This window comes from Dechloromonas aromatica RCB, from assembly GCF_000012425.1.
On the sequence record NC_007298.1, the window covers coordinates 4391407 to 4417827 of the forward strand.

Here is a 26421-nt window from a genome sequence, read left to right on the forward strand (position 1 = left end):
ACCCTGTTTTACGCATAAAAGAGGACTTTATCACGCCCGGTTGACCACTCGGCTTGCGCAAAAGCAGGTTTGGCCATAGGTTTTCACCTTTGCGTAATCGATTTACCTGGAGGAGACAATAAATGAAAAAAACCATGCTTGCCTCGCTGCTGGCAACGCTTGCCGCGACAGCCATGGCGGACATCAATGTCGGCGTGACCTTGTCGGCCACCGGCCCGGCCGCTTCACTCGGCATCCCGGAAAAGAACACGATCGATCTGCTGCCGAAGACCATTGCCGGTCAGAAGGTCAATTACATCGTGCTCGACGATGCCTCGGACACCACAACCGCCGTCAAGAACACCAAGAAGTTGATCAGCGAGAGCAATGTCGACCTGATCATCGGCTCGACGACCACCCCAAACTCGCTGGCCATGGTCGACGTCGCCGCCGAAGCGGAAACGCCGATGATCGCCATGGCCGCCTCGGCCCGCATCGTCGAACCGATGGACGCCAAGCGCAAATGGGTGTTCAAGACGCCACAGAACGATGCCCAGATGTCGACCGCCATCGTCGAGCACATGACCAACAACAACGTGAAGACCGTGGCCTACATCGGCTTCTCGGATGCCTACGGCGAAGGCTGGTGGAACGAATTTTCCAAGCTGGCCGAGGTACGCAAGATCAAGCTCGTTGCCAACGAGCGCTTCAATCGCGTCGATACCTCGGTCACCGGCCAGGTGCTCAAGGTGATGTCCGCCAAGCCGGATGCCGTACTGATCGGCGGCGCCGGCACGCCGGCCGCCCTGCCGCAGAAATCGCTGAAGGAGAAGGGCTACAAGGGCATCATCTACCAGACGCACGGCGTCGCCAACAACGACTTCCTGCGCGTCTGCGGCAAGGATTGCGAGGACACCGTGCTGCCGACCGGCCCGGTCCTCGTTGCGGCACAGCTGCCGACTGACAACCCGGTCAAGAAATCGGCCATGGACTATGTCGGCAAGTACGAAGCCGTCCATGGCAAGGGCAGCGTCAACGCCTTCGGCGGCTATGCCTGGGATGCCGGCATCCTGCTCGCCAACGCCGCCCCCGTCGCGCTGAAGAAGGCCCAGCCGGGCAGCAAGGAATTCCGCGCTGCCTTGCGCGATGCGCTGGAAGCCACCAGGAATGTCGCCGGTTCGCACGGCGTCTACAATATGAGCGCCAACGACCATCTCGGCCTCGATCAGCGCGCCCGTGTCATGGTCAATATCAAGGACGGCGGCTGGAAGCTGGCCAAGTAAGACCAACGAACCGCAGTGCCCGGCCCGGATGCGGCCGGGCACTGCATGGTAGACTTCCCCCTTTCCTTTTCCGGGATGAAATCATGATCAAGAAGCTGACCCTCGCCGTACTCGCCACCATCTCCACCGCGGCGCTGGCCGACATCAATGTTGGCGTTTCCGTCGCCGCCACCGGTCCGGCCGCCTCGCTCGGCATTCCGGAAAAGAACACCTTCGCCCTGTTGCCGACCACCATCGGCGGCCAGAAGGTCAATTACATCATCCTCGATGACGCGACCGATCCGACCGCGGCGACCAAGAACATCAAGAAGCTGATCAGCGAAAACAAGGTCGACGTCGTCGTCGGCTCGTCGACCACGCCGAGTTCGCTGGCCATGATGGATGTCGCCGTCGAGAACGAAACCCCGCTGATTTCCATGGCCGGTTCCGCCATCGTCGTCGAACCGATGGACGACAAGCGCAAATGGGTATTCAAGACGGCCCAGAACGATGCCCACATGGCCACCGCGCTGGTCCAGCACATGACCGACAAGAACGTGCAGACCGTCGCCTTCATCGGCTTTGCCGACGCCTACGGCGAAGGCTGGTACAAGGAATTCGCCAAGATCGCCGAGGTCCGCAAGCTGAAGATCGTCGCCAGCGAGCGTTACCAGCGCAACGATACCTCGGTGACCGGCCAGATTCTCAAGATCATGTCCGCCAAGCCGGATGCTGTTCTGGTCGGCGGTGCCGGTACCCCGGCCGCCCTGCCACAGAAGGTGCTTAAGGAAAAAGGCTACAAGGGCCTGATCTACCAGACGCACGGCGTGGCCAACAATGATTTCCTGCGCGTCGGCGGCAAGGATGTCGAAGGCGCTTTCCTGCCGGTCGGCCCGATGGTCGTTGCAGCGCAGCTGTCGAATGACAACCCGGTCAAGAAATCGGCACTGGAGTATGTGAGCAAGTACGAAGCTGCCCACGGCAAGGGCAGCGTCAGCTCCTTCGGCGGCCACGCCTGGGATGCCGGCGTACTGCTCGGCAGCGCCATTCCGGTTGCCCTGAAGAAAGCCAAGCCGGGTACGGTCGAATTCCGTCGTGCCCTGCGCGACGCGTTGGAGAACACCAAGAACGTCGCCGGCGCCCACGGCATCTTCAACCTGACGCCGAACGACCACCAGGGTTTCGACCAGCGCGCCCGCGTCATGGTGACCATCGAAAACAACACCTGGAAACTGCTGAAATAACCGGGCTGGCGACCGCGGCGTTACCCCTCGCAGTACCTGCGACGGTAGCGCCAGGCGGTCGCTTCGCTTGACCCACCTGCCAATTCGAATGGCTATCCAGCGCGTATAACGCGCTTTTTCTCTTTTTATTAGGTCGCAGATGGACCTCCAGATTCTCCTTCTTCTCGGCCAGGATGGCATCACCAACGGTGCCATCTATGCCTTGCTCGCCCTCGCGCTGGTGCTCGTTTTTGCCGTCACCCGCGTCATCTTCATTCCCCAGGGCGAATTCGTCGCCTTTGGCGCGCTGACGCTGGCCTCACTGCAGGCCGGCAAGGTACCGGGCACGGTCTGGTTGCTGCTCGGCCTGGGTACCACCGTCGCCATCCTCGACGGTTACCGCCTGTTGCGTGAAGGCCGCTACGCCAAGCTGCCGCCGCTGCTCATCGTCAATGTCGGTATCCCGCTGCTCTTCGCCGCCGGGCTGTTCGCCATGCCGCCAACCCAGTTGCCACTGTGGACGCAGGTGGTCATCGCCATGCTGCTGGTCGTACCGCTCGGCCCGATGATCTACCGCATCGCGTTCCAACCCCTGGCCAGCGCGCCGGTACTGGTGCTGCTGATCGTCGCAGTGGCCGTCCATCTGGCGCTGATCGGCCTCGGCCTGCTCTTCTTCGGGGCCGAAGGCTGGCGCACCCCGGCCTTTACCGATCTCAGCTTCGAACTGGCCGGCGCCCCGCTGCAGGGGCAAACCGTCCTGGTCGTCGTCGCCTCGGCACTACTGATCATCGGGCTGTATTTCTTCTTCGAACGCACCATCTACGGCAAGGCGCTGCGTGCCACCGCGATGAACCGCACCGGCGCCCGCCTGATGGGTATTCCGCCCGTGCTGGCCGGCAAGCTGTGCTTCACGCTGGCCGCCGCCATCGGCGCCTTCTCCGGCATCCTGATCGCCCCGATCACCACCATCTACTACGACTCCGGCTTCCTGATCGGCCTCAAGGGTTTCGTCGGCGCCATCATCGGCGGCCTGGCCTCCTATCCGCTGGCGGCACTGGGCGCCATCCTGGTCGGCCTGCTTGAATCTTATTCGTCCTTCTACGCCAGCGCCTTCAAGGAAGTCATCGTTTTCACGCTGATCATCCCGGTGCTGTTGTGGCGCTCGCTGACCGCGCACCACATTGAGGAAGAGGAAGAAAAGGGCGACGAGGCACCGGCTGGCAAGATCACCACCGGCAAGCGCAGCGCCAGCCTGATCCGTCACCTGCCGATGCTGGCCTTCGTTGCCGTGCTCGGCATCAGTCCGCTGCTACTGCCTGAATTCACCATCACGCTGCTCAACTACATCGGTCTCTACGCCGTCGTCGCCGTCGGTCTCGTCCTGCTGACCGGTGTCGGCGGTCTGACTTCGTTCGGGCAAGCGGCTTTCGTTGGCCTCGGTGCCTACACGACGGCCTGGCTGACCACGGTTTATGGCCTGTCGCCGTGGCTGACCCTGTTCATCGGCATGGCCATCACGGCCGCCGTCGCCCTGTCGCTCGGCTTCATCACGCTGCGCATGGGCGGCCACTACCTGCCGCTGGGGACCATCGCCTGGGGCATCAGCCTGTATTTCCTGTTTGGCAACGTCGAATTTCTCGGCGGCCACACCGGCATCACCGGCATCCCGGCCGTCTCGCTGTTCGGCTGGGAGCTGAAATCAGGCCGGGAATTCTTCTACCTGATCTGGCTGGTCGTGCTGCTGGCCATCGTCAGCATCCGTAACCTGCTCGATTCCCGCGTCGGCCGGGCCATCCGGGCACTCAAGGGCGGCACGGTGATGGCCGAGGCGATGGGCGTCAATACGGCCCGCGAGAAGATCATCATCTTCCTGATCGCCGCCCTGCTGGCCAGCATTTCCGGCTGGCTCTATGCCCACCTGCAGCGCTTCGTCAATCCGACGCCGTTCGCGCTGAACCAGGGTATCGAATACCTGTTCATGGCGGTGGTCGGTGGCATCGGCCACGTCTGGGGCGCCGTGCTCGGCGCCGGCGTGATCACCATCCTCAAGCAGTGGCTGCAGGACTTGCTGCCGCAATTGCTCGGCCAAAGCGGCAATTTCGAGGTCATCGTCTTCGGCATCGCCATGGTGTTGATCCTGCAGAAGGCGAGGGCAGGCTTGTGGCCCGTCATCCTGCGTCTGCTGCCTTCGCGCAGCATCATCCGCGAAGTGCCGCAGGCCGAGGCCCTGCCCAAGCGCCAGCCGACCGCTGCCGGCAGCTTGTTGCTGGAAGCCAGCGAGGTGACCAAGCGTTTCGGCGGACTGGTCGCCAACAACAACATGAGCCTGACCGTGCAGGCTGGCGAAGTGATGGCGCTGATCGGCCCGAATGGCGCCGGCAAGAGCACGATGTTCAATTGCATCTCGGCAGTCAATCCGGCCACCGAGGGCAAGATCGCCTTCCTCGGCGAATCGACGGCCGCATTGGCCGCCCGTGACATCGCCCGGCGCGGCATGAGCCGGACTTTCCAGCACGTGCGGCTGCTCGGCAACATGAGCGTGCTGGAAAACGTCGCCATCGGCGCCCATCTGCGCGGTAGCAAGGGTGTCCTCGCCGCCGCGCTGCGCCTCGACCGGGCCGAAGAAAACCGTCTGCTCGCCGAAGCCGCCCGCCAGATCGAGCGTGTCGGCCTGGCCGAGCACATGTTCGACGCCGCCGGCAGCCTGGCCCTTGGCCAGCAGCGCATCGTCGAAATCGCCCGCGCCCTGGCTTCCGATCCCTGCCTGCTGCTCCTTGACGAACCGGCCGCCGGTCTGCGCTACAAGGAAAAGCAGGCGCTGGCCGAACTGCTGCGCAAGCTGCGCGCCGAAGGCATGGGCATCCTGCTCGTCGAACACGACATGGACTTCGTCATGGGACTGGCCGATCGGGTCGTCGTCATGGAATTCGGAGAAAAGATCGCCGAAGGTCTGCCGGAGCAAGTCCAGCAGGATCCGAAGGTACTTGAAGCTTATCTGGGAGGGGTCGAATAATGAGCATGACCCACCTGCACGACAACGAGGTCATTCTCGACGTCAAAAATCTGCGCGTCGCCTACGGCAAGGTCGAGGCGCTGCACGAGGTCAGCCTGACCATCCGCCGCGGCGAGATCGTCACTGTCATTGGCCCGAACGGCGCCGGCAAGACCACCTTGCTTTCGGCCCTGATGGGCTTGCTGCCCTCGGATGGCGACATCGTCTACATGGGCCAGCCGCAAAAGCATGAGCGCTCGGTCGAGCATCTGGTCCGCCATGGCATGACGCTGGTCCCCGAAAAACGCGAGCTGTTCGCCGAAATGAGCGTCGAGGACAATCTGTTGCTCGGTGCCTTCGACCGTTACCGCACCGGCCATCGCGACCAGATGGAAACGATGGACGAGGTTTTCGAACTCTTCCCGCGTCTGGAAGAACGGCGCGCCCAGCTGGCCGGCACGCTGTCCGGCGGCGAACGCCAGATGCTGGCCATGGGCCGCGCCCTGATGGCCAAGCCCAAGCTGCTGATGCTCGACGAACCCAGCCTGGGTCTGGCGCCGCTGATCATCAAGGAAATCTTCCGCACCATCTCGGCGCTGAAGGAAACCGGCGTCGCCATCCTGCTCGTTGAGCAGAATGCCCGGGCCGCGCTGCAGATATCCGACTACGGTTACGTGCTGGAAACCGGCGAGATTTCACTCGCCGGGCCGAGCGCCGAACTGGCCGCCGACCCGCGGGTGATCGAGGCCTATCTCGGCCTCGGCCAGAAACACTAGCGCGAACTCAACGCGGCCCGCGCTCGTCGTCATGACGGCGACGCGGGTCGTTGTTCTGCCCGCCGCCCGCCGGCGGAGCCGGTGGCTGTCGCGGTGGCTCGACCCGCGGTGGCTGCACTGCCTGAGGCATCGGCTGCGGCGCTGGCGCCCGGACCTCCGGAGGTGGTGCCGGGCGCGGCATTTCCGGCTGACGCTGCATCGGCTGCGGCATGCTTTCCCGCTGCATCGGTCGTTCCAAGCGCTGGAAGTCACCGGCATCACGGCGCTGTTCCGGCGGACGCATCGTTGCTTGCGGCTGGCGCGGCTCACTCCGCACTTCCGGAGGCGGCATCTCGCGGCGCATGGGGACCGGCGCCGGCGCTGCCTCAAACGAGCGCCCCCGTGGCTCGACGCTGGGTGCCGTTTCGGCCGGCCGACGCAGAATTTCGCGACGCGGTTCGGCCGCCGGCACACGGGGCGCTTCCGGTACCGCCTGGCGGACTTCCGGGGACGGCATTTCCCGACGCTGCGGAACCTGCACGGGCAAGGGCTCTGGCGAACGTCCGCGCGGATCACCTTCCGGTCGCCGGAAATTTTCGCGACGCGATTCAGGTACTGGCTCACGACTGGCCTCCGGCATTGCCTGGCGTCTTTCCGGCGATGGCAAGCCACGCGGCATCGACTCCGGGGCTGGCGCTGCCTCGATTGGCCGGCCACGGTTTTCATTTTCTTGACGACGTTCAGGCATGGGGCGCAAGACTTCGGGGCGCGACTCACTCCCGCGACCATTGATTGCCTCTGGCGTCGGCGAGCGGAATGCCGGGCGATCCGTATTGCGTGGCATCACCTCGCCGCGGGGCGCCCCACGTTCCGGGCCATTCGGCCTTGGTGCATCGAAGTCGCGACGCGGCTGGCGACTCTCAAGGGTACGCCGCTCGCCATCATGCGAGCGTACCGCCCCCGGTGCCGGCGCCAGCCAATCGGCGCTGGGGGCGCGACTGGCCAGCGGTGCGCGACCCAATTCCTGACGCTGCTGCGGCGTAATCTCGCGGGCCGTGATCGGCCGCCCTTCACGAACCAGATGGGCGGGAACCACGGTCACCGCACGTGGCAAACCGTTATAAGCAAACGGCTGGCGCGGTCCGGGACGCATTGCCCGATCGATCAAGTTCACATCGCGAACATTGGCCATATTGATCTGCCGGACATACTGGGGAGTGTAACGATGCCCCGGCACATAGACCTCGCGCGGCGCCAGCGGGAACCAGCCCACGGCCGGGGCGGCGCCAAAGCCGAAACTGACGTTCCAGCCTGGATTACCGATCCAGGCAACCAGCGCCGGCGCATAGACCGGGCGCGGCACAAGACGCCCCGGCACCCAACCCCAGCGACCCTGAATCATCGCCCAGCGGCCGTAATGGAAGGGGGCAAAGCCCCAGGGAGCCTGGTCGACCCAGGTCCATCCCCACGGCGCAACCCAGGCCCAGCGCCCATAGCGGTAGGGGGCCCAGTCATCGGCCACTGCCCGTGGATACCAGACCGTGCCGTAGTCGGGCGCCGTCCGCCAGTCGCCATAGGCATCCAGATCCTGATAGCCGGTCATGTGGGGCGATACATGGCGACGCGCCATACCCGCCAGCGTGGCATTTTCGCGGTTGGCCACCCATTGATCGAAAGCATCCTGATCCCAGTCACCATCGAGTTGCTCGCGACCGTCGCGCCAGCGACTCGCCTTCTGACCCGCAGCCACCGGCGTTACCCGCTGGCGATCCTCGAAGGTCGCCCGGCCGGCCTGCACGCTCAGCTCGGAGTGATCGGCCAGGACATCGATGCGGTAACGCCCCGGCGTCTGGAAACGCACTTGGCCATCCGGCGTCACGACCATGACATCGTCGGCCTGATCCCGATCGAGCACCGTGACGGCCAGGCTTCCCTCGTTCAGGCGAACATCGACCAGGCTGTCGTCTACTCGCGAAAACTCGATCTGGCTCTCATCGGCCAGCCGATAGGCTGTTGATCCGACCCAGACCTCGGCCCGGCCACGCCGCCCGGTTTCCAGGATGGCTCCGCTGCTGATAGGCCAGTTGATCGTAGCCGCGCCCCCCTGATCGTTACGGTCTACCCGAAAAAAGACCTCATTCTCGATATGGGCCAAGCGGCCGACGCGGGCTGGCGGATCGCTCTGCGCCAAGGCAGGCAACGCAATCATCAAGACCGCCGCGGCAAAAATTCGATGCAGTGATTGCAGCATCAGGTACTCCCGTTGAAAAGGCAGGCCCTGCGCGATCTGGCGGGCCGATAGACAATCAACGTTTGATCGTGCCAAACGGATGATCGCCAGGCGAGGCAAATGGTTTCAAAATGTTGCCGAGGAGACCAAATCAGGTGTTGTCGGTCGCAATACCGTACTTCTTGGCTACCGTAACATAGAGCTCGCGTGCCGAGGCCACCTTGGCACTCTTGCGATCCTTGCGCTGGGCCCGCTGCAAATAATCCACCGCCCGGGCCGCCAGTTCGTTGTCCCACCCCTTCTTGTCCATCAGCGTAAAGATTGCCTTGGCAGCATTCACCAGAAATTGCAGGTTGGGCACCTGCTCGGCCGCCTGAATCAGCAGTTTTACCGCGCCTTCCAGATCGCCGCTGCGCGCCGCCATGACGCCCCTGTTGTTCAGATCGATGATTTGCTTGCTGACCTGATCGAGCAGTGCCTTGCCGGCATCGGGCTGGCCGGTTTTCTCGAAAACGCTGGTGATATGGTCGATCAGGTGCGGGTCTTCGTGATTTTCCGCGGCCACCTGGCGCATGATCCGGCCCGCATCGTCTTCCTTCCCGGCGGCGTAACAGGCATGCGCCAGATCGACGGCCAGTCGCTGCGAGGTGTGGCGATCCTTCCCGACCGCCTCGGCAACGATGGTTTTCTGCAGCGCCAGCGCCTGATCGACCAAATTCCTGGCTTTCTCGGTCGCGCCTTCGGCATGCAGACACAGGCTTTCAGTCACCATGGCGGCCAACTCGGCCTGCTTGTCACCGCGCCACTCCCGCTTCATCTCCGTGGCAATCTTGCGCGAAGCTGCCACATCACCGCGCTCGACCAGCACCCGTGAAAGATTGGCAAAATCGTCCACCGTCCGCAGGCTGGAGCCCCGACTGCGCTCGATCACCTTGCCATAAGCCTTTTCAGCCGCCAGCAGGTCCTTGTTGCGGGCGGCGACATCGCCGACCAGGCGTTGCCGTACCGTGTTGTGCGGCGAAGCATCGGCGCCCCGCTGCAGCGTTTTCTGGGCTTCATGCAGGCGCCCCTGGGCCTCGTGCACCGAAGCCAGAAAATCGTAAGCCGACAGGTACTCCGGCGTGTCCTGCGTCACCTGCTCGGCCAGTTGTTCGGCTTCATCCAATGCGCCACGATCGCGCAAGGCCATCGCCAGTCCCATCTTGGCCCACGGCACGACTCGCCCTTCAAGCACCCGCCTGAACACTTCTTCGGCTTCGCTGGTTCGCCCAAGCTGGTGCAGCAATTCCCCCTTGAAGCGCAGTGCGTCGTACATGTAAACCGGTTGCTGCTGGATGACGCGATCACAGGCCGCAATCGCTTCCTGCAGCGCACCGTTTTCGATCTGCTCATAAATCTTGCGCAGCACATGCTTCTTGTAGACGGCCTTGACCAACCTGGCCTGCAACTGTTCCGCCGTAAACGGTTTGATCAGGTAATCGTCCGGCGCCAGTTCAGCCAGTGCCACGACATTGGTGTAGCTGCGTTCGCTGGTGATGATCAGATAGACCGTGGACAGCGGAATCAGGTGCGCGTGGCGCAGTTCTTCCAGGAGTTGTTGACCATCCCGCCCATCGTCGAGGACAAAATCCGACAGGATGATGTCAAAACGATTACCCTTGACCTGACGGATCACTTCCGCCGAATTGCCCGCCCCATGCACCATCGTGACACCCAGCGCACCGAGCATCAGGCGCATCGAATCCCGCGCCGGCGAATGGCGGTCGACAATCAGGACACGTTTCTTGGACAACGACTGCTGCAGGACGAGCAGCATCTCTTCGTTGTCCAGCGGGCTCCCCCCGCTGGTTGGGCTGGCGTTCATTGTCATCAAGTTACTTGAGAACGCCAGACAGGGCAACCGTCTCGGGCAGGGCAACGCCTATACTGGGCGACTCTTTCTGCTGAGCAATCCACTTCCCGGAGAAATCGATGATGAAAGACCTGTTACACGCACTTGTCTTCCTGTTCTGTGTTGCTTTTGCCGGCCTCGCCCACAGTCAATCCGTCATCGACATTCCGACCCGCCCGGGCGTCACCCAACGCCTGCTGGTCATCAAGCCCAGCAACCCTACGGCCACCGTCATCCTTTTCGCCGGTGGTCACGGTGGGCTGGGCATCTTCCCGAATGGTTCATTCAAATGGGGCGACGGCAACTTCCTGATTCGCAGCCGCCAGTATTTTGCTGAACGCAACCTGAATGTCGTCATCGTCGATGCCCCCTCGGACCGCCAGAACCTGGCCGGATTCCGACAGACGCCCGAGCACCTGGCTGACCTCAAGGCCGTCATCGCCTGGGCCCGCGAACAGGACAAGATACCCGTCTGGCTGGTCGGTACCAGCCGGGGAACGCAGTCCGCCGCCTTCGTTGCCACGCAGTTGCGCCAGCCGGATGGTCCGGACGGACTGGTTCTGACGTCAACCATCCTCAAGGACGACAAAGGACGCCCCGTGCCTGCCATGCCACTGGAGCAGCTTGCCATCCCGACCCTGGTCGTCCATCACGAACAGGACGGCTGCTCGCACTGCTTCTACGCCGATATCGGCCCGCTCAAGGACAAGCTAGCTCATCTGCCACGCCATGAACTGCTTACCATCAAGGGCGGCGCCAACCGCGGCGACCCCTGCGATGCCTTCGCCTACCACGGCTACAACGGCCTGGAAAAAGAAGTCGTCGGACACATTGCCGACTGGATTCTGGCCTCCGGAAAATAGCCAACCGCCTTAGCTGGCCTTGCCGCTGACACGCCGACAATTCTGTGAATTTTCAGCGACCTGACGTAAAATCCGCGGTCCGATACTGCGCTGCAACAAACCCATCCCGATGCTCTATCCCACCCGTTTCGATGTCATCGTCGTCGGCGGCGGTCACGCCGGCACCGAGGCCGCGCTCGCCGCAGCGCGGGCAGGTGCGAACACGCTACTGCTGACGCACAACCTCGACACCCTCGGAGCGATGAGCTGCAACCCGTCGATCGGCGGCATCGGCAAGGGCCACCTGGTCCGCGAGGTCGATGCCTTGGGCGGCGCCATGGCTGCCGCGACTGACGAAGCGGGCATCCAGTTTCGCATTCTGAATGCCTCGAAAGGCCCGGCCGTTCGCGCCACCCGCGCCCAGGCCGACCGTGTGCTGTACAAGCAGGCCATTCGCACGCGCCTGGAAAACCAGCCCAACCTGACCATCTTCGCCGAAGCCTGCGACGACCTTATCGTCGAGGGCGACAAGGTCTGCGGCGCGGTGACCCAGCTCGGTATCCGCTTCATGGCCGAGGCCGTGGTCCTCACCGCCGGCACCTTCCTGAACGGCAAGATCCACGTCGGGCTGGAAAATTACACCGGTGGCCGCATGGGCGATCCACCGTCCGTCTCGCTGGCCAGCCGTCTGAAGGAACTGAAGCTACCGCAAGGTCGCCTGAAAACCGGTACGCCGCCGCGCCTCGACGGCAAAACCATCGACTTCTCGGTGATGGAAGAGCAGCATTCGGACGATCCGCTGCCGGTCTTCTCCTTCCTCGGCAACGCCGCGCAGCACCCGAAACAGCTGCCGTGCTGGATCACCGAAACCAACGAACGCACCCACGACATCATCCGTAGCGGCCTCGACCGTTCGCCGATGTACACCGGCGTCATCGAAGGCGTTGGCCCGCGCTACTGCCCATCGATCGAGGACAAGATCCACCGCTTCGCCGACAAGAACCAGCACAACGTCTTCCTCGAACCGGAAGGCCTGACCACGCACGAGATCTACCCCAACGGCGTGTCGACCAGCCTGCCCTTCGACATCCAGCTGGCCCTGGTGCGCTCGATCCGCGGCATGGAAAACTGCCACATCCTGCGCCCCGGCTACGCCATCGAATATGACTTCTACGATCCGCGCGGCCTCAAGGACACGCTGGAAACCAAGGCCATCCACGGCCTGTTTTTCGCCGGCCAGATCAACGGCACCACCGGCTACGAAGAAGCGGCCGCTCAGGGCCTGCTCGCCGGCATCAATGCCGTCCGTTACGTCCGCGGCCAATCCGGCTGGTGCCCGAAACGCAACGAGGCCTACCTCGGCGTGCTGGTCGACGACCTGATCACCCGCGGCGTTTCCGACCCTTACCGGATGTTCACCAGCCGCGCCGAATATCGGCTGAGCCTGCGCGAAGACAACGCCGATCTGCGCCTGACCGAACAAGGCCGCGAACTCGGCCTGGTCGACGATGTGCGCTGGACCGCCTTCTGCCAGAAACGCGACGCCATCGCCGCCGAACAGGAACGCCTGAAGTCCACGTGGGTCAATCCGAAGATCACCCCGGCCGATGACTGCATCCGCGTCCTCGGCAAGGCCATCGACCACGAGTACAACCTGTTCGAACTGCTGCGCCGGCCCGAGGTGACCTACACTTCGCTGCTCACCCTGCCCGGTGCCGGTGAGGCCCAGACCGATCCACTGGTCGTCGAGCAACTCGAGATTTCCGCCAAGTACCAGGGCTACATCGATCGTCAGGCGGAAGAAGTCGCCAAGTCTTCGTCGTACGAAAACACCGTACTGCCAAGCGAACTCGATTACAGCTCGGTGGCCGGTCTGTCCAACGAAGTCAGACAAAAACTGGCCCAGCACAAGCCGCAGACCATCGGCCAGGCCTCGCGCATTCAGGGCATCACTCCGGCCGCGATTTCGCTGCTGCTGATTCACCTGAAACGCCATAACCTGTCGCAAGCCGCATGACCCGGAAAGCACTCGCGGCGGGCCTCGCCGACCTCGGAATCGACTTGCCCGACGAGGCGCAGCAGAAACTGCTCGCCTTCCGCGACTTGTTGCTCAAGTGGAACAAGACCTACAACCTGACCGCACTGCGTGATCCAGCCCAGGCCATTTCGCACCACCTGCTCGATTCGCTGGCCATCCTGCCGCATGTCGGCAGCGGCAATCTGCTCGACGTCGGCAGCGGCGGCGGCCTGCCCGGCATCCCTCTGGCTATCGCCCGCCCCGAGCTTTCAGTCAGCATGGTCGACACCGTGCAAAAGAAAACCACCTTTCTGCAGCAAGCTGTCATCGAACTGGCGCTCAGGAATGTTACGGTGCACCACGCCCGGGTTGAAGAAATGCAGGGACAGTATGCCCAGATCAGCTCACGCGCCTTTGCCGAAATCGGCCTGTTCATCAGCCTGACCCGCCACCTGCTGGCCCCGAACGGCCGCTGGCTGGCCATGAAAGGTGTGCGGCCGGACGACGAGCTCAAGGCCTTGCCGGCCGATATCGCGGTCGAAGCGATCATCCCGCTGACCGTGCCGGGGCTGGATGCCGAACGACATTTGATCATTTTGAAAGCCGGGTCATGAAAGTACTCGCCATTACCAACCAGAAAGGCGGCGTCGGCAAAACGACGACGGCGGTCAATCTGGCCGCCTCCTTGGCGGCCGAGGGCAAGCGCGTCCTGCTGATCGACATGGATCCACAGGGCAACGCGACAACCGGGTCCGGCATCACCAAGAAAGAAGCGCTGCCCACGGTTTATCAGCTACTGATCGGCGCCGCAACGCTGATCGATGTCTGCATCAAGACTGATTTCTACTTCGACATCCTTCCCGCCAACCGCGAACTGGCCGGTGCCGAAGTCGAAATGATCGAGCTCGAGCAGCGCGAATACCGCCTGAAAAAAGCCCTGGCGCAAAACCATGCCGAATATGATTTCGTGCTGATCGACTGTCCACCGGCCCTCAACATGCTGACCGTCAACGCCCTGGTCGCCGCTGACTCCGTGCTGATTCCGATGCAGTGCGAGTACTACGCGCTGGAAGGCCTGTCCGACCTGGTGGAAACCCTGCGCAAGGTGCGCCAGCACCTCAATTCACGACTCGAAATCGAAGGGCTGCTGCGCACCATGTACAACAGCCAGAGCACACTGACCCAACAAGTCTCCAGCGAACTCGAAAGCCACTTCGGCGAAAAGGTCTACAAGACCATCGTGCCGCGCAATGTTCGCCTGGCCGAAGCGCCGTCCTATGGCAAGCCGGTCATCGCCTTTGACAAAAACTCGAAGGGTGCGCAGGCCTATTCCGCACTCGCCCAGGAAATTCTTGAAAGGGTCGCCCAATGATCAAGATGAAAGGACTCGGCCGCGGCCTCGACGCACTGCTTTCCGGCAGCGACAAACCGCAGGGTGACGAGCAACGCAACCTGCCCGTTGAACGCCTGAGACCCGGCAAGTACCAGCCACGCACCCATATGGACCAGGAGTCGCTGGCCGAACTGGCCGCCTCGATCAGGACCCAGGGCGTCATGCAGCCGATCCTGGTCCGCGCCGTCGACCACACGCCGGGCGCCGAGCGCTACGAAATCGTCGCCGGCGAACGCCGCTGGCGCGCCTCGCAACTGGCTGGCCTGAGCGAAGTTCCGGTCCTGGTACGCAGCATTCCCGACGAACAGGCGCTGGCCATGGCGCTGATCGAGAATATCCAGCGCGAAAACCTCAATCCGCTCGAGGAAGCTCAGGGCTTGCAACGCCTGATCGACGAATTCGGCCTGACCCACCAGCAGGCCGCCGATGCCGTCGGCCGCTCACGCCCCGCTGCCACCAACCTGCTACGCCTGCTACAACTAAGCACACCGGTTCAGGAAATGCTGATGACCGGCAAACTGGACATGGGCCATGCTCGTGCTCTGCTGCCGCTGACCGGCGCCCAGCAAGTCGCCGTCGCCCAGCGCATCGTGCAGAAGGGGCTATCGGTCCGGGAAGCTGAACGCCTCGTTCAGCAAATCACCAACCCACCGAAAAAGTCCGGTGAAACTCCCATTGATCGAGACTTGCTGCGCCTACAGGAAAACCTCGCAGACGGTCTCGGCGCCAACGTCCAGATTCGAACGAACAAGAAAGGGGCCGGCAAAGTCACCATTGAGTTCGGCAGCCTCGACCAACTCGACGGCCTGATTTCCCGGCTATCCGTTTAACGAATGGTACTAATCGTAACCACTTGTCTTTCAGGGAAAACCCTTAATTTGTGCGCCGCGGAAATTGACTCATTTATAAGAGTTGTTTACACTTGCGAGGTTTTTGACCGAGGTATGTTTTGCATCCGCAGGTAAGCTGGATTATCAGTCGCCAAGCGGCATTGACAATTGTCCTGGGAATTTTGGCCTGGGTGATTTTCAGTGTAAATGCAGCCATCTCGGTCTTGATCGGGGGATCAATCGGCGTCATCGCAAATATCGGCTACGTACTGAGAGCCATGCGAATGAATGCCGGCCTTGACCCGGTAAAGGCTTACCGGGCGCAGGCAGCGGGCGAGGGGTTCAAGTTTCTTCTCACGCTCATTGGCTTCGCTCTTGTGTTTTTGAAGTTCAAGGAAGTGGCAGTCTTTCCGCTCTTCCTTGGTTACGCATCAACATTGGTCATCTTCTGGATGGCACTCTTGAAGCAACGCTAGGTCTGGAGAAATCATGAGCGCTGAAGGCGGTACCGCAGGTTACATACAACACCACCTCACCAATCTGGCTGTCTGCGCAGACAGCGCAAAAGTAGATGGTGTGTGTACGGGTTTCTGGACATTCCACCTTGACACCCTGCTGGTGTCCGGCATTCTTGGTCTGGTTGTTTTCGGCCTGATGGCCAAATTTGCCAGCAAGGCAACCGCCGGCATTCCTTCCGGCGGCCAGAACTTCGTCGAAATGGTCGTCGGCCTCGTCGACCAGCAGGTTCGCGACACTTTCCACGGCCGTAGCGCCCTGGTTACCCCGCTGGCCATCACCATTTTCGTCTGGGTGTTCGTCATGAACGCCATGGACTTGATCCCGGTTGATTTCCTGCCGGTCGCACTGCAAGCTGCCACCGGCAATCACCACCTGCCGTTCAAGTTTGTCCCGACCACCGACCCCAACCTGACCTTCGGCATGTCGATCACTGTGTTCCTGATCTCGCTGTTCATGGGTCTGAAGGTCAAGGGTTTCGGCCACTTCATGCACGAAGTATTCGCGGTCCCGTTTGGTATCAAACTGGCTCCAATCAACTTCCTGTTCCGTGTCGTTGAAGAAATCGCCCGACCGATCTCGCTGTCCCTGCGTCTTTTCGGCAACATGTATGCTGGCGAAATGGTCTTCATCCTGATCGCACTGCTCGGCCTGTATCAGTTGCCGCTGGCCCTGCCTTGGGAACTGTTCCATATCCTGATCATCACCCTGCAAGCCTTCGTGTTCATGATGTTGACCATCGTGTATATGTCGATGGCAGCAGAATCGCACTAAGTCGTACCTGTTTTCTTGTAGTTTTTACTTTTAACCCCGCATTAACCTACCTTACTGAGGAGTAAACATGGAACTCGCAACCGTTCTCTCCAACACCGCTATTGCTGTAGCCATCCTGATCGGCGCCGGCGCTCTCGGCACCGCTATCGGCTTCGGTATTCTCGGCGGCCGTTTCCTGGAAGGCGCTGCCCGTCAGCCGGAAATGATCCCCACCCTGCAAGTCAAGATGTTCATCGTCGCCGGTCTGCTCGACGCCGTGACCATGATCGGTGTTGGTATCGCCCTGTTCCTGCTCTTCGCCAATCCGTTCCTGGCCCTGCTGCACTAATAGACCCCGCCTGAAACTCTAATTACCAGGAGGTTGGCGTGAACATCAACGCTACACTGATTGGCCAGGCAATCTGGTTTGCTCTCTTCATCTGGATCACGATGAAGTACGTCTGGCCGCCGCTGCAAAAGGCAATGGCGGACCGTCAGGCACAGATCGCTGAAGGCCTGGCTGCGGCCGAACGTGGCAAGCACGAGCAAGAGCTCGCCGCAAAACGTTCCGCCGATGCGCTTCGCGAAGCTAAAGAGAAATCTGCAGACTTCGTAGCACAAGCCGAAAAGCGTGCGCAGCAGATCGTCGAAGAAGCCAAGGGTACCGCCAAGATCGAAGCCGACAAGGTTGTCGCTGGCGCCAAAGCCGAAATCGAACAGGAAGTCGAACGTGCCAAGCAACAACTGCGTGAGCGCGTTGCTGAACTGGCCGTTGCCGGCGCCGAAAAGATCCTGCGCAAGGAAATCAATGCGTCCGCGCATGCTGACATGCTGGCCGCTCTGAAACAGGACCTGTAAGCAAATGGCTGAATCCGTCACTATCGCCCGCCCTTACGCCGAAGCCCTGTTCCGCACGGCCAAGGAAAGCGGCAATCTGGCCAAGTGGTCCGAGCAGGTCTCCCTGCTTGGACAGGTGGCTGCCAATCCCGATGTCTCTTCTGCCATCGGTGATCCCAACGTGGCAGCCCCGCAACTGGTCGACCTCTTCCGGTCTGCCTGCGGTACGGCGGTAGATGCGGAGCTGTCGAACTTCATCCAGCTGCTGTCCAACAATGACCGTCTGGGGCTGTTGCCGGAAATCGCCGGCTTGTACGAAACCTACAAGCGCGCCGAAGAAGGCACCAAACAAGCCGATATCGTTTCGGCTTTCCCGATCGATGACAATCAGGTGAAAGCCCTGATACCCCAACTCGAAGCCGTCTTCAAGACCAAGCTCGAGGCCGCAGTGTCGGTTGATCCGACCCTGATCGGCGGTATCAAGGTAATCGTTGGCGACCAGATGCTGGATGCTTCAGTCCGCGGCAAGCTTGACGCCATGGCTACGGCGCTGAACAACTAGGAGAATTTCATGCAGTTGAATCCTTCCGAAATTTCTGAACTGATCAAGAGCAAGATCCAGAACCTGCAAGGCGCATCGGAAGTGCGCACGCAGGGCACGGTAGTTTCCGTTACTGACGGTATCTGTCGTGTGCACGGCCTGCAAGACGTTATGCAGGGCGAAATGCTGGAATTCCCCGGCAACACCTTCGGCATGGCGCTCAACCTCGAGCGTGACTCCGTCGGCGCCGTGGTTCTTGGTGAATACGAGCACATTTCCGAAGGCGACATCGTCAAGACGACCGGTCGCATTCTGGAAGTCCCCGTCGGCCCGGAACTGCTCGGCCGCGTGGTTAACTCTCTCGGCCAGCCGATCGACGGCAAGGGTCCGATCAACGCCAAGCTGACCGACAAGATCGAAAAGGTCGCGCCGGGCGTTATTTGGCGTCAGTCCGTTTCCCAGCCGGTGCAAACCGGTCTGAAGTGTGTGGACTCCATGGTTCCGGTCGGTCGTGGCCAGCGCGAGCTGATCATTGGCGACCGCCAGACCGGTAAGACCGCCGTCGCCGTCGACGCCATCATCAACCAGAAGGGCAAGGGCCTGTTCTGCGTTTATGTCGCTATCGGCCAGAAGGCTTCCACCATCGCCAACGTCGTGCGCAAGCTCGAAGAGCATGGTGCGATGGAATACACCATCGTCGTCGCTGCCCCGGCTTCCGAATCCGCTGCGCTGCAGTACCTGGCTCCCTACGCCGGCTGCACGATGGGCGAATACTTCCGCGATACCGGCGAAGACGCACTGATCATTTATGATGACTTGACCAAGCAAGCTTGGGGCTACCGCCAGGTTTCCCTGCTGCTGCGCCGTCCGCCGGGCCGTGAAGCCTATCCGGGCGACGTGTTCTATCTCCACTCCCGTCTGCTCGAACGCGCGGCTCGCGTTTCCGCCGCCTGGGTCGAGAAGCTCAGCAATGGCGCCATCAAGGGCAAGACCGGTTCGCTGACCGCTCTGCCGGTGATCGAAACGCAAGCTGGTGACGTTTCCGCCTTCGTTCCGACCAACGTGATCTCCATTACCGACGGCCAGATCTTCCTGGAAACCGACTTGTTCAACGCCGGTATCCGTCCTGCGATCAACGCCGGTATCTCCGTGTCCCGCGTCGGTGGCGCCGCCCAGACCAAGCTGATCAAGAAGCTCGGTGGTGGTGTCCGTCTGGCCCTGGCCCAGTACCGCGAACTCGCTGCTTTCGCCCAGTTTGCTTCCGATCTCGACGAAGCGACCCGCAAGCAGCTGGAACGTGGCCGCCTGGTCACCGAGCTGATGAAGCAGCCGCAGTACTCTCCGATGAGCATCTCTGAAATGGCCGTCACGCTGTACGCAGCTGACAAGGGTTATTTCGATGATGTCGAAGTCAAGCGTGCTCTGGAATGCGAAAAGGCCATGATCGGTTATCTCAAGACCAACTGTGCCGACCTCATGAAGACCATGGAGTCGACCGCTGATCTGAGCGCTGATTCCGAGAAGCAACTTGCCGCCGGCATCGCCGCTTTCAAGAGCAGCTGGGTCTGATCTAGGAGAACGCCATGCCTAGCGGCAAGGAAATTCGCAACAAGATCAAGAGCGTCGAAAACACGCGCAAGATCACCAAGGCCATGGAAATGGTGGCCGCATCCAAAATGCGCAAGGCGCAGGACCGGATGCGGGCTGCCCGTCCTTACGGCGAGAAGATCCGGCGCGTTGCAGGCAACCTGTCTCATGCTCTGACCGAGTACCGTCACCCGTTCCTGGTGAATCGCGAACAGGCTGCTGTCGGCCTGATTCTCGTCACCTCGGACAAGGGACTGTGCGGCGGTCTGAACTCCAACCTCCTTCGTGTTGCAGTCAGCAAGATGAAGGAGTTCGAGTCCCAGGGCAAGAAACTGCAGGCTACCTGCATCGGCAACAAGGGCTTCGGCTTCATGCAGCGCTCCGGCGCCAAGATCGTCTCGCACGTAACCGGGTTGGGCGACACGCCCCATCTGGAAAAGCTGATCGGGGCAGTCAAGGTTCAGCTAGACGCTTACATGAACGGCGAAATTGACGCGCTATATATCGGCTACACCCGCTTCATCAACACGATGAAACAGGAGCCGGTGTTCGAAAAGCTGCTTCCGCTGTCCGGCGATGCCGTCGGGTCTGCCAAGACCAAGTGGGATTATGTCTACGAACCGGAAGCCAAGTCGGTCATTGATGATCTGCTGATCCGTTACGTCGAAGCATTGATTTATCAAGCCGTCGCAGAAAACATGGCCTCCGAGCAGTCCGCTCGGATGGTTGCCATGAAATCTGCTTCGGACAACGCCAAGACCGTTATCGGCGACTTGAAGCTGGTTTACAACAAGGCCCGTCAGGCTGCGATTACCAAGGAACTCTCGGAAATCGTCAGCGGCGCCGCCGCGGTGTGACGCGTAGATTTTTATTTTTGGGGATTTGAATATGAGTCAAGGTTCAATCGTTCAGTGCATCGGCGCCGTTGTGGACATCCACTTCCCGCGCGACGCGATGCCGAAGGTCTACGACGCTCTCAAGCTGGATGCTTCCGAAGCAAACGGCATGGCAGAAGATGGCCTGACCTTCGAAGTGCAACAACAACTGGGTGACGGCGTCGTCCGCACCATCGCCATGGGTTCGTCCGACGGTCTGCGTCGTGGCATGAAGGTGAACAACACCGGCGCCGGCATTTCCGTGCCTGTCGGTATGGGCACCCTGGGCCGCATCATGGATGTGCTGGGTCGCCCGATCGACGAAGCCGGTCCGATCGATTCCACCGAGCTGCGCGTTATTCACCAGCCGGCTCCGAAGTTTGACGAACTGTCGTCTTCCGTCGATCTGCTGGAAACCGGCATCAAGGTTATCGATCTGATCTGCCCGTTCGCCAAGGGCGGCAAGGTTGGCCTGTTCGGTGGCGCCGGCGTCGGCAAGACCGTTAACATGATGGAACTGATCAACAACATCGCGAAGCAGCACGCCGGCTTGTCCGTGTTTGCTGGCGTGGGCGAGCGTACCCGTGAAGGTAACGACTTCTACCACGAAATGAAGGACTCCAACGTTCTCGACAAGGTCGCGATGGTGTTCGGTCAGATGAACGAGCCGCCGGGCAACCGTCTGCGCGTCGCGCTGACCGGCCTGACCATGGCTGAGCGTTTCCGTGACGACGGTCGTGACATTCTGTTCTTCGTCGACAACATTTACCGCTACACGCTGGCTGGTACGGAAGTTTCCGCACTGCTTGGCCGTATGCCTTCCGCCGTGGGCTATCAGCCGACGCTGGCTGAAGAAATGGGTCGTCTGCAAGAGCGTATCACCTCGACCAAGGTTGGTTCGATCACCTCCATCCAGGCCGTTTACGTGCCTGCCGATGACTTGACCGACCCGTCCCCGGCTACCACCTTCCTGCACTTGGACTCCACGGTTGTGTTGTCGCGTGACATCGCCTCGCTGGGTATCTACCCGGCTGTCGATCCGCTTGACTCCACTTCCCGCCAGCTCGACCCGCAGGTCGTTGGTGAAGAGCATTACTCCGTTGCCCGTGCCGTGCAGATGAATCTGCAGCGCTACAAGGAACTGCGTGACATCATCGCGATTCTGGGTATGGACGAACTGTCTCCGGAAGACAAGCTGGCCGTGTCCCGCGCCCGCAAGATTCAGCGCTTCCTGTCGCAGCCGTTCCACGTGGCTGAAGTCTTCACCGGCTCGCCGGGCAAGTTCGTTTCCCTGAAAGAAACGATCAAGGGCTTCAAGGGCATTTGTGCCGGCGAATACGATCACCTGCCGGAACAAGCGTTCTACATGGTGGGCGGTATCGAGGAAGTCATCGAGAAGGCCAAGACGCTGTAATCATCCGCGTCTGCAAAGGAGCTAGTAATGGCTATGACTGTTCATTGTGATGTCGTCAGTGCTGAAGAATCGATCTTCTCCGGCCTGGTGGAAATCGCAGTGTTCCCCGGCGAAGCCGGGGAACTGGGCATCCTGCCGCGTCACACGCCGCTGCTGACTCGTATCAAGCCGGGCACCATTCGTTTGAAGGTGCCCGACCAGAGCGAGTTTGAGCTGGTGTATGTGTCCGGTGGCATGCTGGAGGTTCAGCCCGACATGATTACTGTGTTGGCTGATACCGCGATTCGCGCCCACGATCTGGACGAAGCCAAAGCACTGGAAGCCAAGAAGCGTGCCGAAGAAGCCCTGGCCAATCGGAATGCAGAAATGGACTATGCCGCAGCCGAAGCCGAATTGGCTCAAGCTGTCGCCCAGTTGCAAGCAATCCAGCGTTTGCGCAAACATACGCACTAATCCGGAAAAGTACCCCGGACAAAAAAGGCAGCCTAGGCTGCCTTTTTTATTGCTCCAATTGTCCGGCAAGGCATACTGCTAAAGCTTGAGGATCCGTTTTTCGAGGCGAGCGATGTCATCCCTCAAGCGATTTACTTCAGCGCCAAACGATGAAATTTCGCGTGGAGGAGCGAGCAGAGCCGAATCCTCGACTGCATATTCCTTGATGTTTTCGGCGAGATTGCGAAGGCTATCCCGAACGCCCTTGAACAAGGAAAGTCCCAGCAAATTAAGGCGGCGAGCGGGTATATCGCCTAACACCTTTGCCAAATCTGCCTCCACGTCCCACCGCAGATTGCGGAGTACGAAGGCAAAACTTTCGGCCACATCGGCCGATCCTTCGAGCTTGGCGGAGGCGAACAATTTATCCCGTTCAAACAAGGCACGAGCAAGCGAATCCGAGGGCAGTGTTACCGTGACATCGGGCTGGCTTGCCGAGTCGATGCCGAAAAACCGACCCTGATTATCAATCTCCAGGCAGATAGTTATTGCACCGGCTTCGATAAATATTCTCGCGCCGGCATGCTGACGCAACCTTTCCTGCGCCCATGCCTCGCCCTGAATCAGATGATTGAGACTACGAAGCGCAAAAGCGTTGAGCGCATTCATATGTCTGAAAGCCTAGAACTTGAATCCGCGGTGCAAGGCAACAACCCCGAGGGCAAGGTTGAAGTACTCGACTTTTTCCATGCCGGCTTTTTCCATCATCGATTTCAATTCTTCCTGCCCCGGATGCACCCGGATCGATTCGGACAAGTAGCGATAGCTATCGGCGTCGTTGGTGACGAGTTTTCCAACTTGAGGAATTACCTTGAAGGAGTAGAAGTCGTAGAGTGGTGCCAACGGCTTCCAGATCTGCGAGAACTCGAGGACCAGCAAGCGACCACCCGGACGCAGCACACGGTACATCTCGGCCAGCGCAGCATCCTTATGGGTCATGTTGCGCAGGCCGAAAGCCACGGTGACGCAATCGAACCAATTGTCGGGGAAGGGAAGTTTTTCCGCGTCACACTGAGCAACCGGCAGCATGTAGCCTTTGTCGAGCAGGCGATCACGGCCCCGGGCCAGCATGGCATTGTTGATGTCGGTCAGCCAGACTTGGCCGCTCTTGCCGACCTTCTTGGAGAAGGCCAGAGACAGATCCCCGGTGCCGCCGGCGACGTCCAGTACGCGGGAGCCTTCCCGCACTCCGCTGCGCTGTATGGTGAATGCCTTCCACAAGCGGTGCATGCCGCCGGACATCAGGTCGTTCATCAGGTCATATCGACTCGCCACGGAGTCGAATACGTCGGCGACCCGGCGGGCCTTTTCCTGCTCGGCAACGGTTTCGTAGCCGAAATGTGTTTTGTCGTCGTTCATGATTTCAGTGGTGATGACCGCAGCCACCACTGGCGGCGGGGCGTGAGGAGGTATCGATATCGCGCGACAGGCCCTGGCTTTCGATCTGCTTCAGGTATTCCTGCCACAGCTCGTCGTGATGCTTGCCGAGGTTGTAGAGCATGTCCCATGAGTACAGACCGCTGTCATGGCCATCGGAAAATATCAGGCGCAGCGCGTAGGTACCAACTGGCTCGATTCGATCGATAGCGACGTTACGCTTGCCGGTCTGCAGCGTTTCCTGTCCCGGGCCATGCCCCCGCGCCTCGGCCGAGGGGGTATAGACGCGCAGGTATTCGAAGTCGAGCGAATATGCCTCGCCACTATCGTAAATCAGTTCGAGACGGCGGGATTTCTGGTGCAACTTGATCTCGCTCGGTATCGGCGTATCGCGGTCAATACCAGCCATGGTGTCCTCCGGGGGATAAGACCGCTAGTTTAGCGCACTCATCCCGTGTCAGGCTCAAGATAGGTCAAAGTACCTGATAGCTGATTCGGTCGAAATCAGTTCCACGCTGCAGCATGTGGTTCATCCGCAATTGCCAGCTCTTGCCATCCTCGGAATAGACGTCAAGGATACGACTTGCCTGATACATGCCAGGCGGCAAGACAATGGAACCCTCTTCCCTGATCGCAGGCAGCGCTGGCAGCATGAATGCCTGCACATAACGTTCATTATTGCCGCTGGTTTGAGTCGCCATCCGTACGCCGATGCCGACCGGCATACCAGGCAGGGTAGCGACGCCGACGATCAGTCCACCTGCATCTTCCTGCATCAGCCAGGTTGCCTGGACCAACAGAAAACGATCGCCATCGTGCGGGCAAATCACCATTAGCTGGCCATGCGAGATTTTCATGCCGGCACAACTTCTGGCCAGACGGAAACCATTGGCCGAGTGGTTGATGACAGTCCATTCATCCACCGGAAAACTGATTTTCGGCTTGATTGCCAGCGTCTGCCCGGGTTCTGCGCGTTCCCCGAAAGTGAACAACTCGTCGCATTCGCCACGCGAGTAGGTCGCCGCCGAATCCGGTTGCTCGAACGCCTTGCTGGTCACGCAAAAATGCATCGCCTCGAAACCGACGGCCACCCGCGCCACGCCTTCCGTGGCAAAACGCCGGAAACGACGCGGCGAAGCCGACTGCGTCCAGGGCCGGGAAAGGTGATCCAGCAAAGCGATCACATGGGCTGACGTTTCTTCACCCAGCCCTAGTTGGGATGGCGTTATGCGCTGTCGTAGCTGACTCAGCATGTGATTGATCTGCAAACCTAGCCGCGAGGTATCGAGACGCCTCGTATCCGGTCCGGATTCATCGGCGACCGAGGAGGGATGGAGCGGAAAATCCTTCATCAGCTCGATGACATAGGGTGGAACTTCAAGGTCATCGTCCAGTTTGTGGATAGAAACGAGCGGCGCCCACATGCCCGCCCACCGGCGGATCAGGTTCAGGTTGCGGACACTGTTGCTGTACGGGCTGGCAATGTCGATCAACATCAGCGTCGTATAGGCGGCGGCGCAATGGGTCGCTTGCAGATTGCTCTCCAGCACATCCTCCACTGGCGTGTAAGCCACCCCCCACTCCTCGGCGCTCTCGTAATAACCGTGCAGTTCGAGCCAGATGCCCGGCGGCAGTTCGCGTCGCGCCCGGAAATGCTCAAGAATTACCATGCCGGTGTAGTAGAGGCAGCGATGAAGAATGGTCGCAACCAATGCAACATACTGGGCATTTTGTGTATCCGGCTCTTCCAGACGGGCACACAAGGCATAGGCCTTGCCCATTTTGCGCCAGGCAGCAACCACCTGCTGGAAATAGGACTCTTCTTCATCCGCCAGGGGCAGGGACTTGTTGTGGTAGCGTCGAGACATTTCCTCTTCGACGAAGCAGATCGGTGCCCGGGCCTGCTCCAGCAAGGCCAGCAAAACGCCTGGATCAGGCGGGGCCAGGAGCAATCCATCGAGAAAACGCATCAACTGGCGCTCAGCAACGACCGGATTGGCCAGGGACAGCTGGGAGAGATAATCCATCCCTGCTCGCAAATCTGGAATCTCCAGCGGCATTTCTGTGGCGATTGTGTTCATGGTCAATCCTGCCTTATTCGTTTTTTTCCAGGACACGGCCCAATACCAGGGCTATTTCTTCGTTGCTCACCACGGCTCGTGGCGCGACCCCATCACGGTGCACCGCCCCCCAGACCGGCTCGGGAAAATGCCGGTCATCCTCCCAACGGGGAATGATATGCCAATGGACGTGCGGAACGACATTGCCAAAGCTGGCCAGATTGATCTTGTCCGGAGAAAACAACTGACGGACGACCGTTTCGACAGCGTAGACGATACGCATCAACGCATCCCGCGCGGCCGGGTCGAGATCGGTCATCTCGCGAACGTGGTCGTTCCAGATGACGCGGCAGAAGCCAGGGTAATAGGGGTCATCAACCCGGATGACTCGGCATTCCGCCGATTGCCAGAGGACGGCGCCCCCGGGATTGTTGCAAAGTTCGCAGGTTTGACGGCCGATTTCCACGCTATGAGGCTCCGGTGAGCTAAAAGGGACTACTCCGGAGTTTAAATAGCATAGGCCGCCGCCGCAAACGAAAGAACAATTTCACGGTC

25 protein-coding genes and 1 pseudogene are annotated in these 26421 nt (G+C 60.6%); 19 read left to right on the forward strand and 7 right to left on the reverse strand.

All coding sequences use genetic code 11. The annotated features are described in order from the left end of the window. Window positions 1-122: 122 nt before the first annotated feature. The 5 genes and pseudogenes from DARO_RS20865 to DARO_RS20880 all read left to right on the forward strand — a co-directional run bounded on the left by DARO_RS20865 (window position 123) and on the right by DARO_RS20880 (window position 6232). On the forward strand, window positions 123-1262 hold the full coding sequence (locus DARO_RS20865; RefSeq protein WP_011289816.1) for an ABC transporter substrate-binding protein: 1140 nt from the start codon (window positions 123-125) through the stop codon (window positions 1260-1262). An 83-nt stretch (window positions 1263-1345) separates the two neighbouring features. Further along, on the forward strand, window positions 1346-2485 hold the full coding sequence (locus DARO_RS20870) for an ABC transporter substrate-binding protein (RefSeq protein ID WP_011289817.1): 1140 nt from the start codon (window positions 1346-1348) through the stop codon (window positions 2483-2485). Between the two features lie 139 nt (window positions 2486-2624). Continuing rightward, window positions 2625-3659, forward strand: a pseudogene (locus tag DARO_RS23415) (branched-chain amino acid ABC transporter permease); the annotation flags it as partial. Between the two features lie 75 nt (window positions 3660-3734). Then, window positions 3735-5477 carry a branched-chain amino acid ABC transporter ATP-binding protein/permease gene (locus DARO_RS23420; RefSeq protein WP_497463071.1) on the forward strand — a complete coding sequence of 581 codons (1743 nt, stop codon included), beginning with the start codon at window positions 3735-3737 and terminating at the stop codon, window positions 5475-5477. Then, window positions 5477-6232, forward strand: coding sequence for an ATP-binding cassette domain-containing protein (locus DARO_RS20880; protein ID WP_011289819.1), 756 nt, complete (start codon window positions 5477-5479; stop codon window positions 6230-6232). The genes DARO_RS23420 and DARO_RS20880 overlap by 1 nt, the downstream gene beginning before the upstream one ends. Window positions 6233-6239: 7 nt before the next feature. Here DARO_RS20880 and DARO_RS22050 read toward each other — a convergent pair whose 3' ends face one another. Next, window positions 6240-8462 carry a DUF6600 domain-containing protein gene (locus DARO_RS22050; protein ID WP_011289820.1) on the reverse strand — a complete coding sequence of 741 codons (2223 nt, stop codon included), beginning with the start codon at window positions 8460-8462 and terminating at the stop codon, window positions 6240-6242. Window positions 8463-8592: 130 nt separating this feature from the next. Then, entirely contained in the window at window positions 8593-10305 is a 1713-nt protein-coding gene (locus DARO_RS20890) for a tetratricopeptide repeat protein (RefSeq protein WP_497463010.1), read from the reverse strand. Window positions 10306-10412: 107 nt separating this feature from the next. On the opposite strand from DARO_RS20890, the gene DARO_RS20895 reads away from it, so the two are divergent. The 14 genes from DARO_RS20895 to DARO_RS20960 all read left to right on the forward strand — a co-directional run bounded on the left by DARO_RS20895 (window position 10413) and on the right by DARO_RS20960 (window position 22390). Beyond that, the gene (locus DARO_RS20895; RefSeq protein ID WP_011289822.1) at window positions 10413-11195 is read left to right on the forward strand and encodes an alpha/beta hydrolase; all 783 of its coding nucleotides are present in this window, start codon (window positions 10413-10415) and stop codon (window positions 11193-11195) included. Window positions 11196-11304: 109 nt separating this feature from the next. After that, window positions 11305-13191, forward strand: coding sequence for a tRNA uridine-5-carboxymethylaminomethyl(34) synthesis enzyme MnmG (gene mnmG / locus DARO_RS20900; RefSeq protein WP_011289823.1), 1887 nt, complete (start codon window positions 11305-11307; stop codon window positions 13189-13191). Then, window positions 13188-13805 carry a 16S rRNA (guanine(527)-N(7))-methyltransferase RsmG gene (rsmG, locus tag DARO_RS20905; protein WP_011289824.1) on the forward strand — a complete coding sequence of 206 codons (618 nt, stop codon included), beginning with the start codon at window positions 13188-13190 and terminating at the stop codon, window positions 13803-13805. Before mnmG ends, rsmG begins: the two co-directional genes overlap by 4 nt. Further along, complete coding sequence (locus tag DARO_RS20910) at window positions 13802-14563, forward strand: ParA family protein (protein WP_011289825.1); 762 nt, start codon at window positions 13802-13804, stop codon at window positions 14561-14563. Before rsmG ends, DARO_RS20910 begins: the two co-directional genes overlap by 4 nt. Then, window positions 14560-15414, forward strand: a complete 855-nt coding sequence (locus DARO_RS20915; RefSeq protein ID WP_011289826.1) for a ParB/RepB/Spo0J family partition protein — start codon at window positions 14560-14562, stop codon at window positions 15412-15414. Before DARO_RS20910 ends, DARO_RS20915 begins: the two co-directional genes overlap by 4 nt. A gap of 119 nt (window positions 15415-15533) precedes the next feature. Continuing rightward, complete coding sequence (locus DARO_RS20920; protein WP_011289827.1) at window positions 15534-15890, forward strand: ATP synthase subunit I; 357 nt, start codon at window positions 15534-15536, stop codon at window positions 15888-15890. 13 nt (window positions 15891-15903) lie between these two features. Continuing rightward, complete coding sequence (atpB, locus tag DARO_RS20925) at window positions 15904-16704, forward strand: F0F1 ATP synthase subunit A (protein WP_011289828.1); 801 nt, start codon at window positions 15904-15906, stop codon at window positions 16702-16704. 67 nt (window positions 16705-16771) lie between these two features. After that, window positions 16772-17032 (forward strand): F0F1 ATP synthase subunit C, encoded by a 261-nt coding sequence (atpE, locus tag DARO_RS20930; protein ID WP_011289829.1) that lies wholly within the window; start codon window positions 16772-16774, stop codon window positions 17030-17032. Between the two features lie 38 nt (window positions 17033-17070). Then, entirely contained in the window at window positions 17071-17541 is a 471-nt protein-coding gene (locus tag DARO_RS20935; RefSeq protein WP_011289830.1) for a F0F1 ATP synthase subunit B, read from the forward strand. Between the two features lie 4 nt (window positions 17542-17545). Next, window positions 17546-18082 carry a F0F1 ATP synthase subunit delta gene (locus tag DARO_RS20940; RefSeq protein ID WP_011289831.1) on the forward strand — a complete coding sequence of 179 codons (537 nt, stop codon included), beginning with the start codon at window positions 17546-17548 and terminating at the stop codon, window positions 18080-18082. A gap of 9 nt (window positions 18083-18091) precedes the next feature. After that, on the forward strand, window positions 18092-19630 hold the full coding sequence (gene atpA / locus DARO_RS20945) for a F0F1 ATP synthase subunit alpha (RefSeq protein WP_011289832.1): 1539 nt from the start codon (window positions 18092-18094) through the stop codon (window positions 19628-19630). A gap of 14 nt (window positions 19631-19644) precedes the next feature. Continuing rightward, window positions 19645-20505 (forward strand): F0F1 ATP synthase subunit gamma, encoded by an 861-nt coding sequence (gene atpG / locus DARO_RS20950; RefSeq protein ID WP_011289833.1) that lies wholly within the window; start codon window positions 19645-19647, stop codon window positions 20503-20505. A gap of 31 nt (window positions 20506-20536) precedes the next feature. Further along, a complete protein-coding gene (atpD, locus tag DARO_RS20955) occupies window positions 20537-21937 on the forward strand; it encodes a F0F1 ATP synthase subunit beta (RefSeq protein WP_011289834.1) in 1401 nt (466 codons plus the stop codon). Between the two features lie 27 nt (window positions 21938-21964). Further along, window positions 21965-22390 carry a F0F1 ATP synthase subunit epsilon gene (locus DARO_RS20960; RefSeq protein ID WP_011289835.1) on the forward strand — a complete coding sequence of 142 codons (426 nt, stop codon included), beginning with the start codon at window positions 21965-21967 and terminating at the stop codon, window positions 22388-22390. Between the two features lie 78 nt (window positions 22391-22468). On the opposite strand, the gene DARO_RS20965 is transcribed toward DARO_RS20960, so the two are convergent. From DARO_RS20965 to DARO_RS20985, 5 genes are all read right to left on the reverse strand, one after another. Further along, window positions 22469-23038 carry an SCP2 sterol-binding domain-containing protein gene (locus tag DARO_RS20965; RefSeq protein ID WP_011289836.1) on the reverse strand — a complete coding sequence of 190 codons (570 nt, stop codon included), beginning with the start codon at window positions 23036-23038 and terminating at the stop codon, window positions 22469-22471. A 12-nt stretch (window positions 23039-23050) separates the two neighbouring features. Next, window positions 23051-23788 carry a bifunctional demethylmenaquinone methyltransferase/2-methoxy-6-polyprenyl-1,4-benzoquinol methylase UbiE gene (gene ubiE, locus DARO_RS20970; RefSeq protein ID WP_011289837.1) on the reverse strand — a complete coding sequence of 246 codons (738 nt, stop codon included), beginning with the start codon at window positions 23786-23788 and terminating at the stop codon, window positions 23051-23053. A 4-nt stretch (window positions 23789-23792) separates the two neighbouring features. After that, complete coding sequence (locus DARO_RS20975) at window positions 23793-24215, reverse strand: gamma-butyrobetaine hydroxylase family protein (RefSeq protein WP_011289838.1); 423 nt, start codon at window positions 24213-24215, stop codon at window positions 23793-23795. Between the two features lie 64 nt (window positions 24216-24279). Continuing rightward, entirely contained in the window at window positions 24280-25887 is a 1608-nt protein-coding gene (locus DARO_RS20980; RefSeq protein ID WP_011289839.1) for a cyclic-di-GMP receptor FimW-related protein, read from the reverse strand. Between the two features lie 13 nt (window positions 25888-25900). After that, window positions 25901-26332 carry an HIT domain-containing protein gene (locus DARO_RS20985; protein ID WP_011289840.1) on the reverse strand — a complete coding sequence of 144 codons (432 nt, stop codon included), beginning with the start codon at window positions 26330-26332 and terminating at the stop codon, window positions 25901-25903. Window positions 26333-26421: the final 89 nt, after the last annotated feature.

Excerpts from the sequence above, each read along its gene's own strand:
- DARO_RS20865 (WP_011289816.1), top strand. The coding sequence starts at position 123 with ATGAAAAAAACCATGCTTGCCTCGCTGCTGGCAACGCTTGCCGCGACA.
- DARO_RS20870 (WP_011289817.1), top strand. The coding sequence starts at position 1,346 with ATGATCAAGAAGCTGACCCTCGCCGTACTCGCCACCATCTCCACCGCG.
- DARO_RS23420 (WP_497463071.1), top strand. The coding sequence starts at position 3,735 with ATGCTGGCCTTCGTTGCCGTGCTCGGCATCAGTCCGCTGCTACTGCCT.
- DARO_RS20880 (WP_011289819.1), top strand. The coding sequence starts at position 5,477 with ATGAGCATGACCCACCTGCACGACAACGAGGTCATTCTCGACGTCAAA.
- DARO_RS22050 (WP_011289820.1), bottom strand. The coding sequence starts at position 8,462 with ATGCTGCAATCACTGCATCGAATTTTTGCCGCGGCGGTCTTGATGATT.
- DARO_RS20890 (WP_497463010.1), bottom strand. The coding sequence starts at position 10,305 with ATGAACGCCAGCCCAACCAGCGGGGGGAGCCCGCTGGACAACGAAGAG.
- DARO_RS20895 (WP_011289822.1), top strand. The coding sequence starts at position 10,413 with ATGATGAAAGACCTGTTACACGCACTTGTCTTCCTGTTCTGTGTTGCT.
- mnmG (WP_011289823.1), top strand. The coding sequence starts at position 11,305 with ATGCTCTATCCCACCCGTTTCGATGTCATCGTCGTCGGCGGCGGTCAC.
- rsmG (WP_011289824.1), top strand. The coding sequence starts at position 13,188 with ATGACCCGGAAAGCACTCGCGGCGGGCCTCGCCGACCTCGGAATCGAC.
- DARO_RS20910 (WP_011289825.1), top strand. The coding sequence starts at position 13,802 with ATGAAAGTACTCGCCATTACCAACCAGAAAGGCGGCGTCGGCAAAACG.
- DARO_RS20915 (WP_011289826.1), top strand. The coding sequence starts at position 14,560 with ATGATCAAGATGAAAGGACTCGGCCGCGGCCTCGACGCACTGCTTTCC.
- atpB (WP_011289828.1), top strand. The coding sequence starts at position 15,904 with ATGAGCGCTGAAGGCGGTACCGCAGGTTACATACAACACCACCTCACC.
- atpE (WP_011289829.1), top strand. The coding sequence starts at position 16,772 with ATGGAACTCGCAACCGTTCTCTCCAACACCGCTATTGCTGTAGCCATC.
- DARO_RS20940 (WP_011289831.1), top strand. The coding sequence starts at position 17,546 with ATGGCTGAATCCGTCACTATCGCCCGCCCTTACGCCGAAGCCCTGTTC.
- atpA (WP_011289832.1), top strand. The coding sequence starts at position 18,092 with ATGCAGTTGAATCCTTCCGAAATTTCTGAACTGATCAAGAGCAAGATC.
- atpG (WP_011289833.1), top strand. The coding sequence starts at position 19,645 with ATGCCTAGCGGCAAGGAAATTCGCAACAAGATCAAGAGCGTCGAAAAC.
- atpD (WP_011289834.1), top strand. The coding sequence starts at position 20,537 with ATGAGTCAAGGTTCAATCGTTCAGTGCATCGGCGCCGTTGTGGACATC.
- DARO_RS20960 (WP_011289835.1), top strand. The coding sequence starts at position 21,965 with ATGGCTATGACTGTTCATTGTGATGTCGTCAGTGCTGAAGAATCGATC.
- DARO_RS20965 (WP_011289836.1), bottom strand. The coding sequence starts at position 23,038 with ATGAATGCGCTCAACGCTTTTGCGCTTCGTAGTCTCAATCATCTGATT.
- ubiE (WP_011289837.1), bottom strand. The coding sequence starts at position 23,788 with ATGAACGACGACAAAACACATTTCGGCTACGAAACCGTTGCCGAGCAG.
- DARO_RS20975 (WP_011289838.1), bottom strand. The coding sequence starts at position 24,215 with ATGGCTGGTATTGACCGCGATACGCCGATACCGAGCGAGATCAAGTTG.
- DARO_RS20980 (WP_011289839.1), bottom strand. The coding sequence starts at position 25,887 with ATGAACACAATCGCCACAGAAATGCCGCTGGAGATTCCAGATTTGCGA.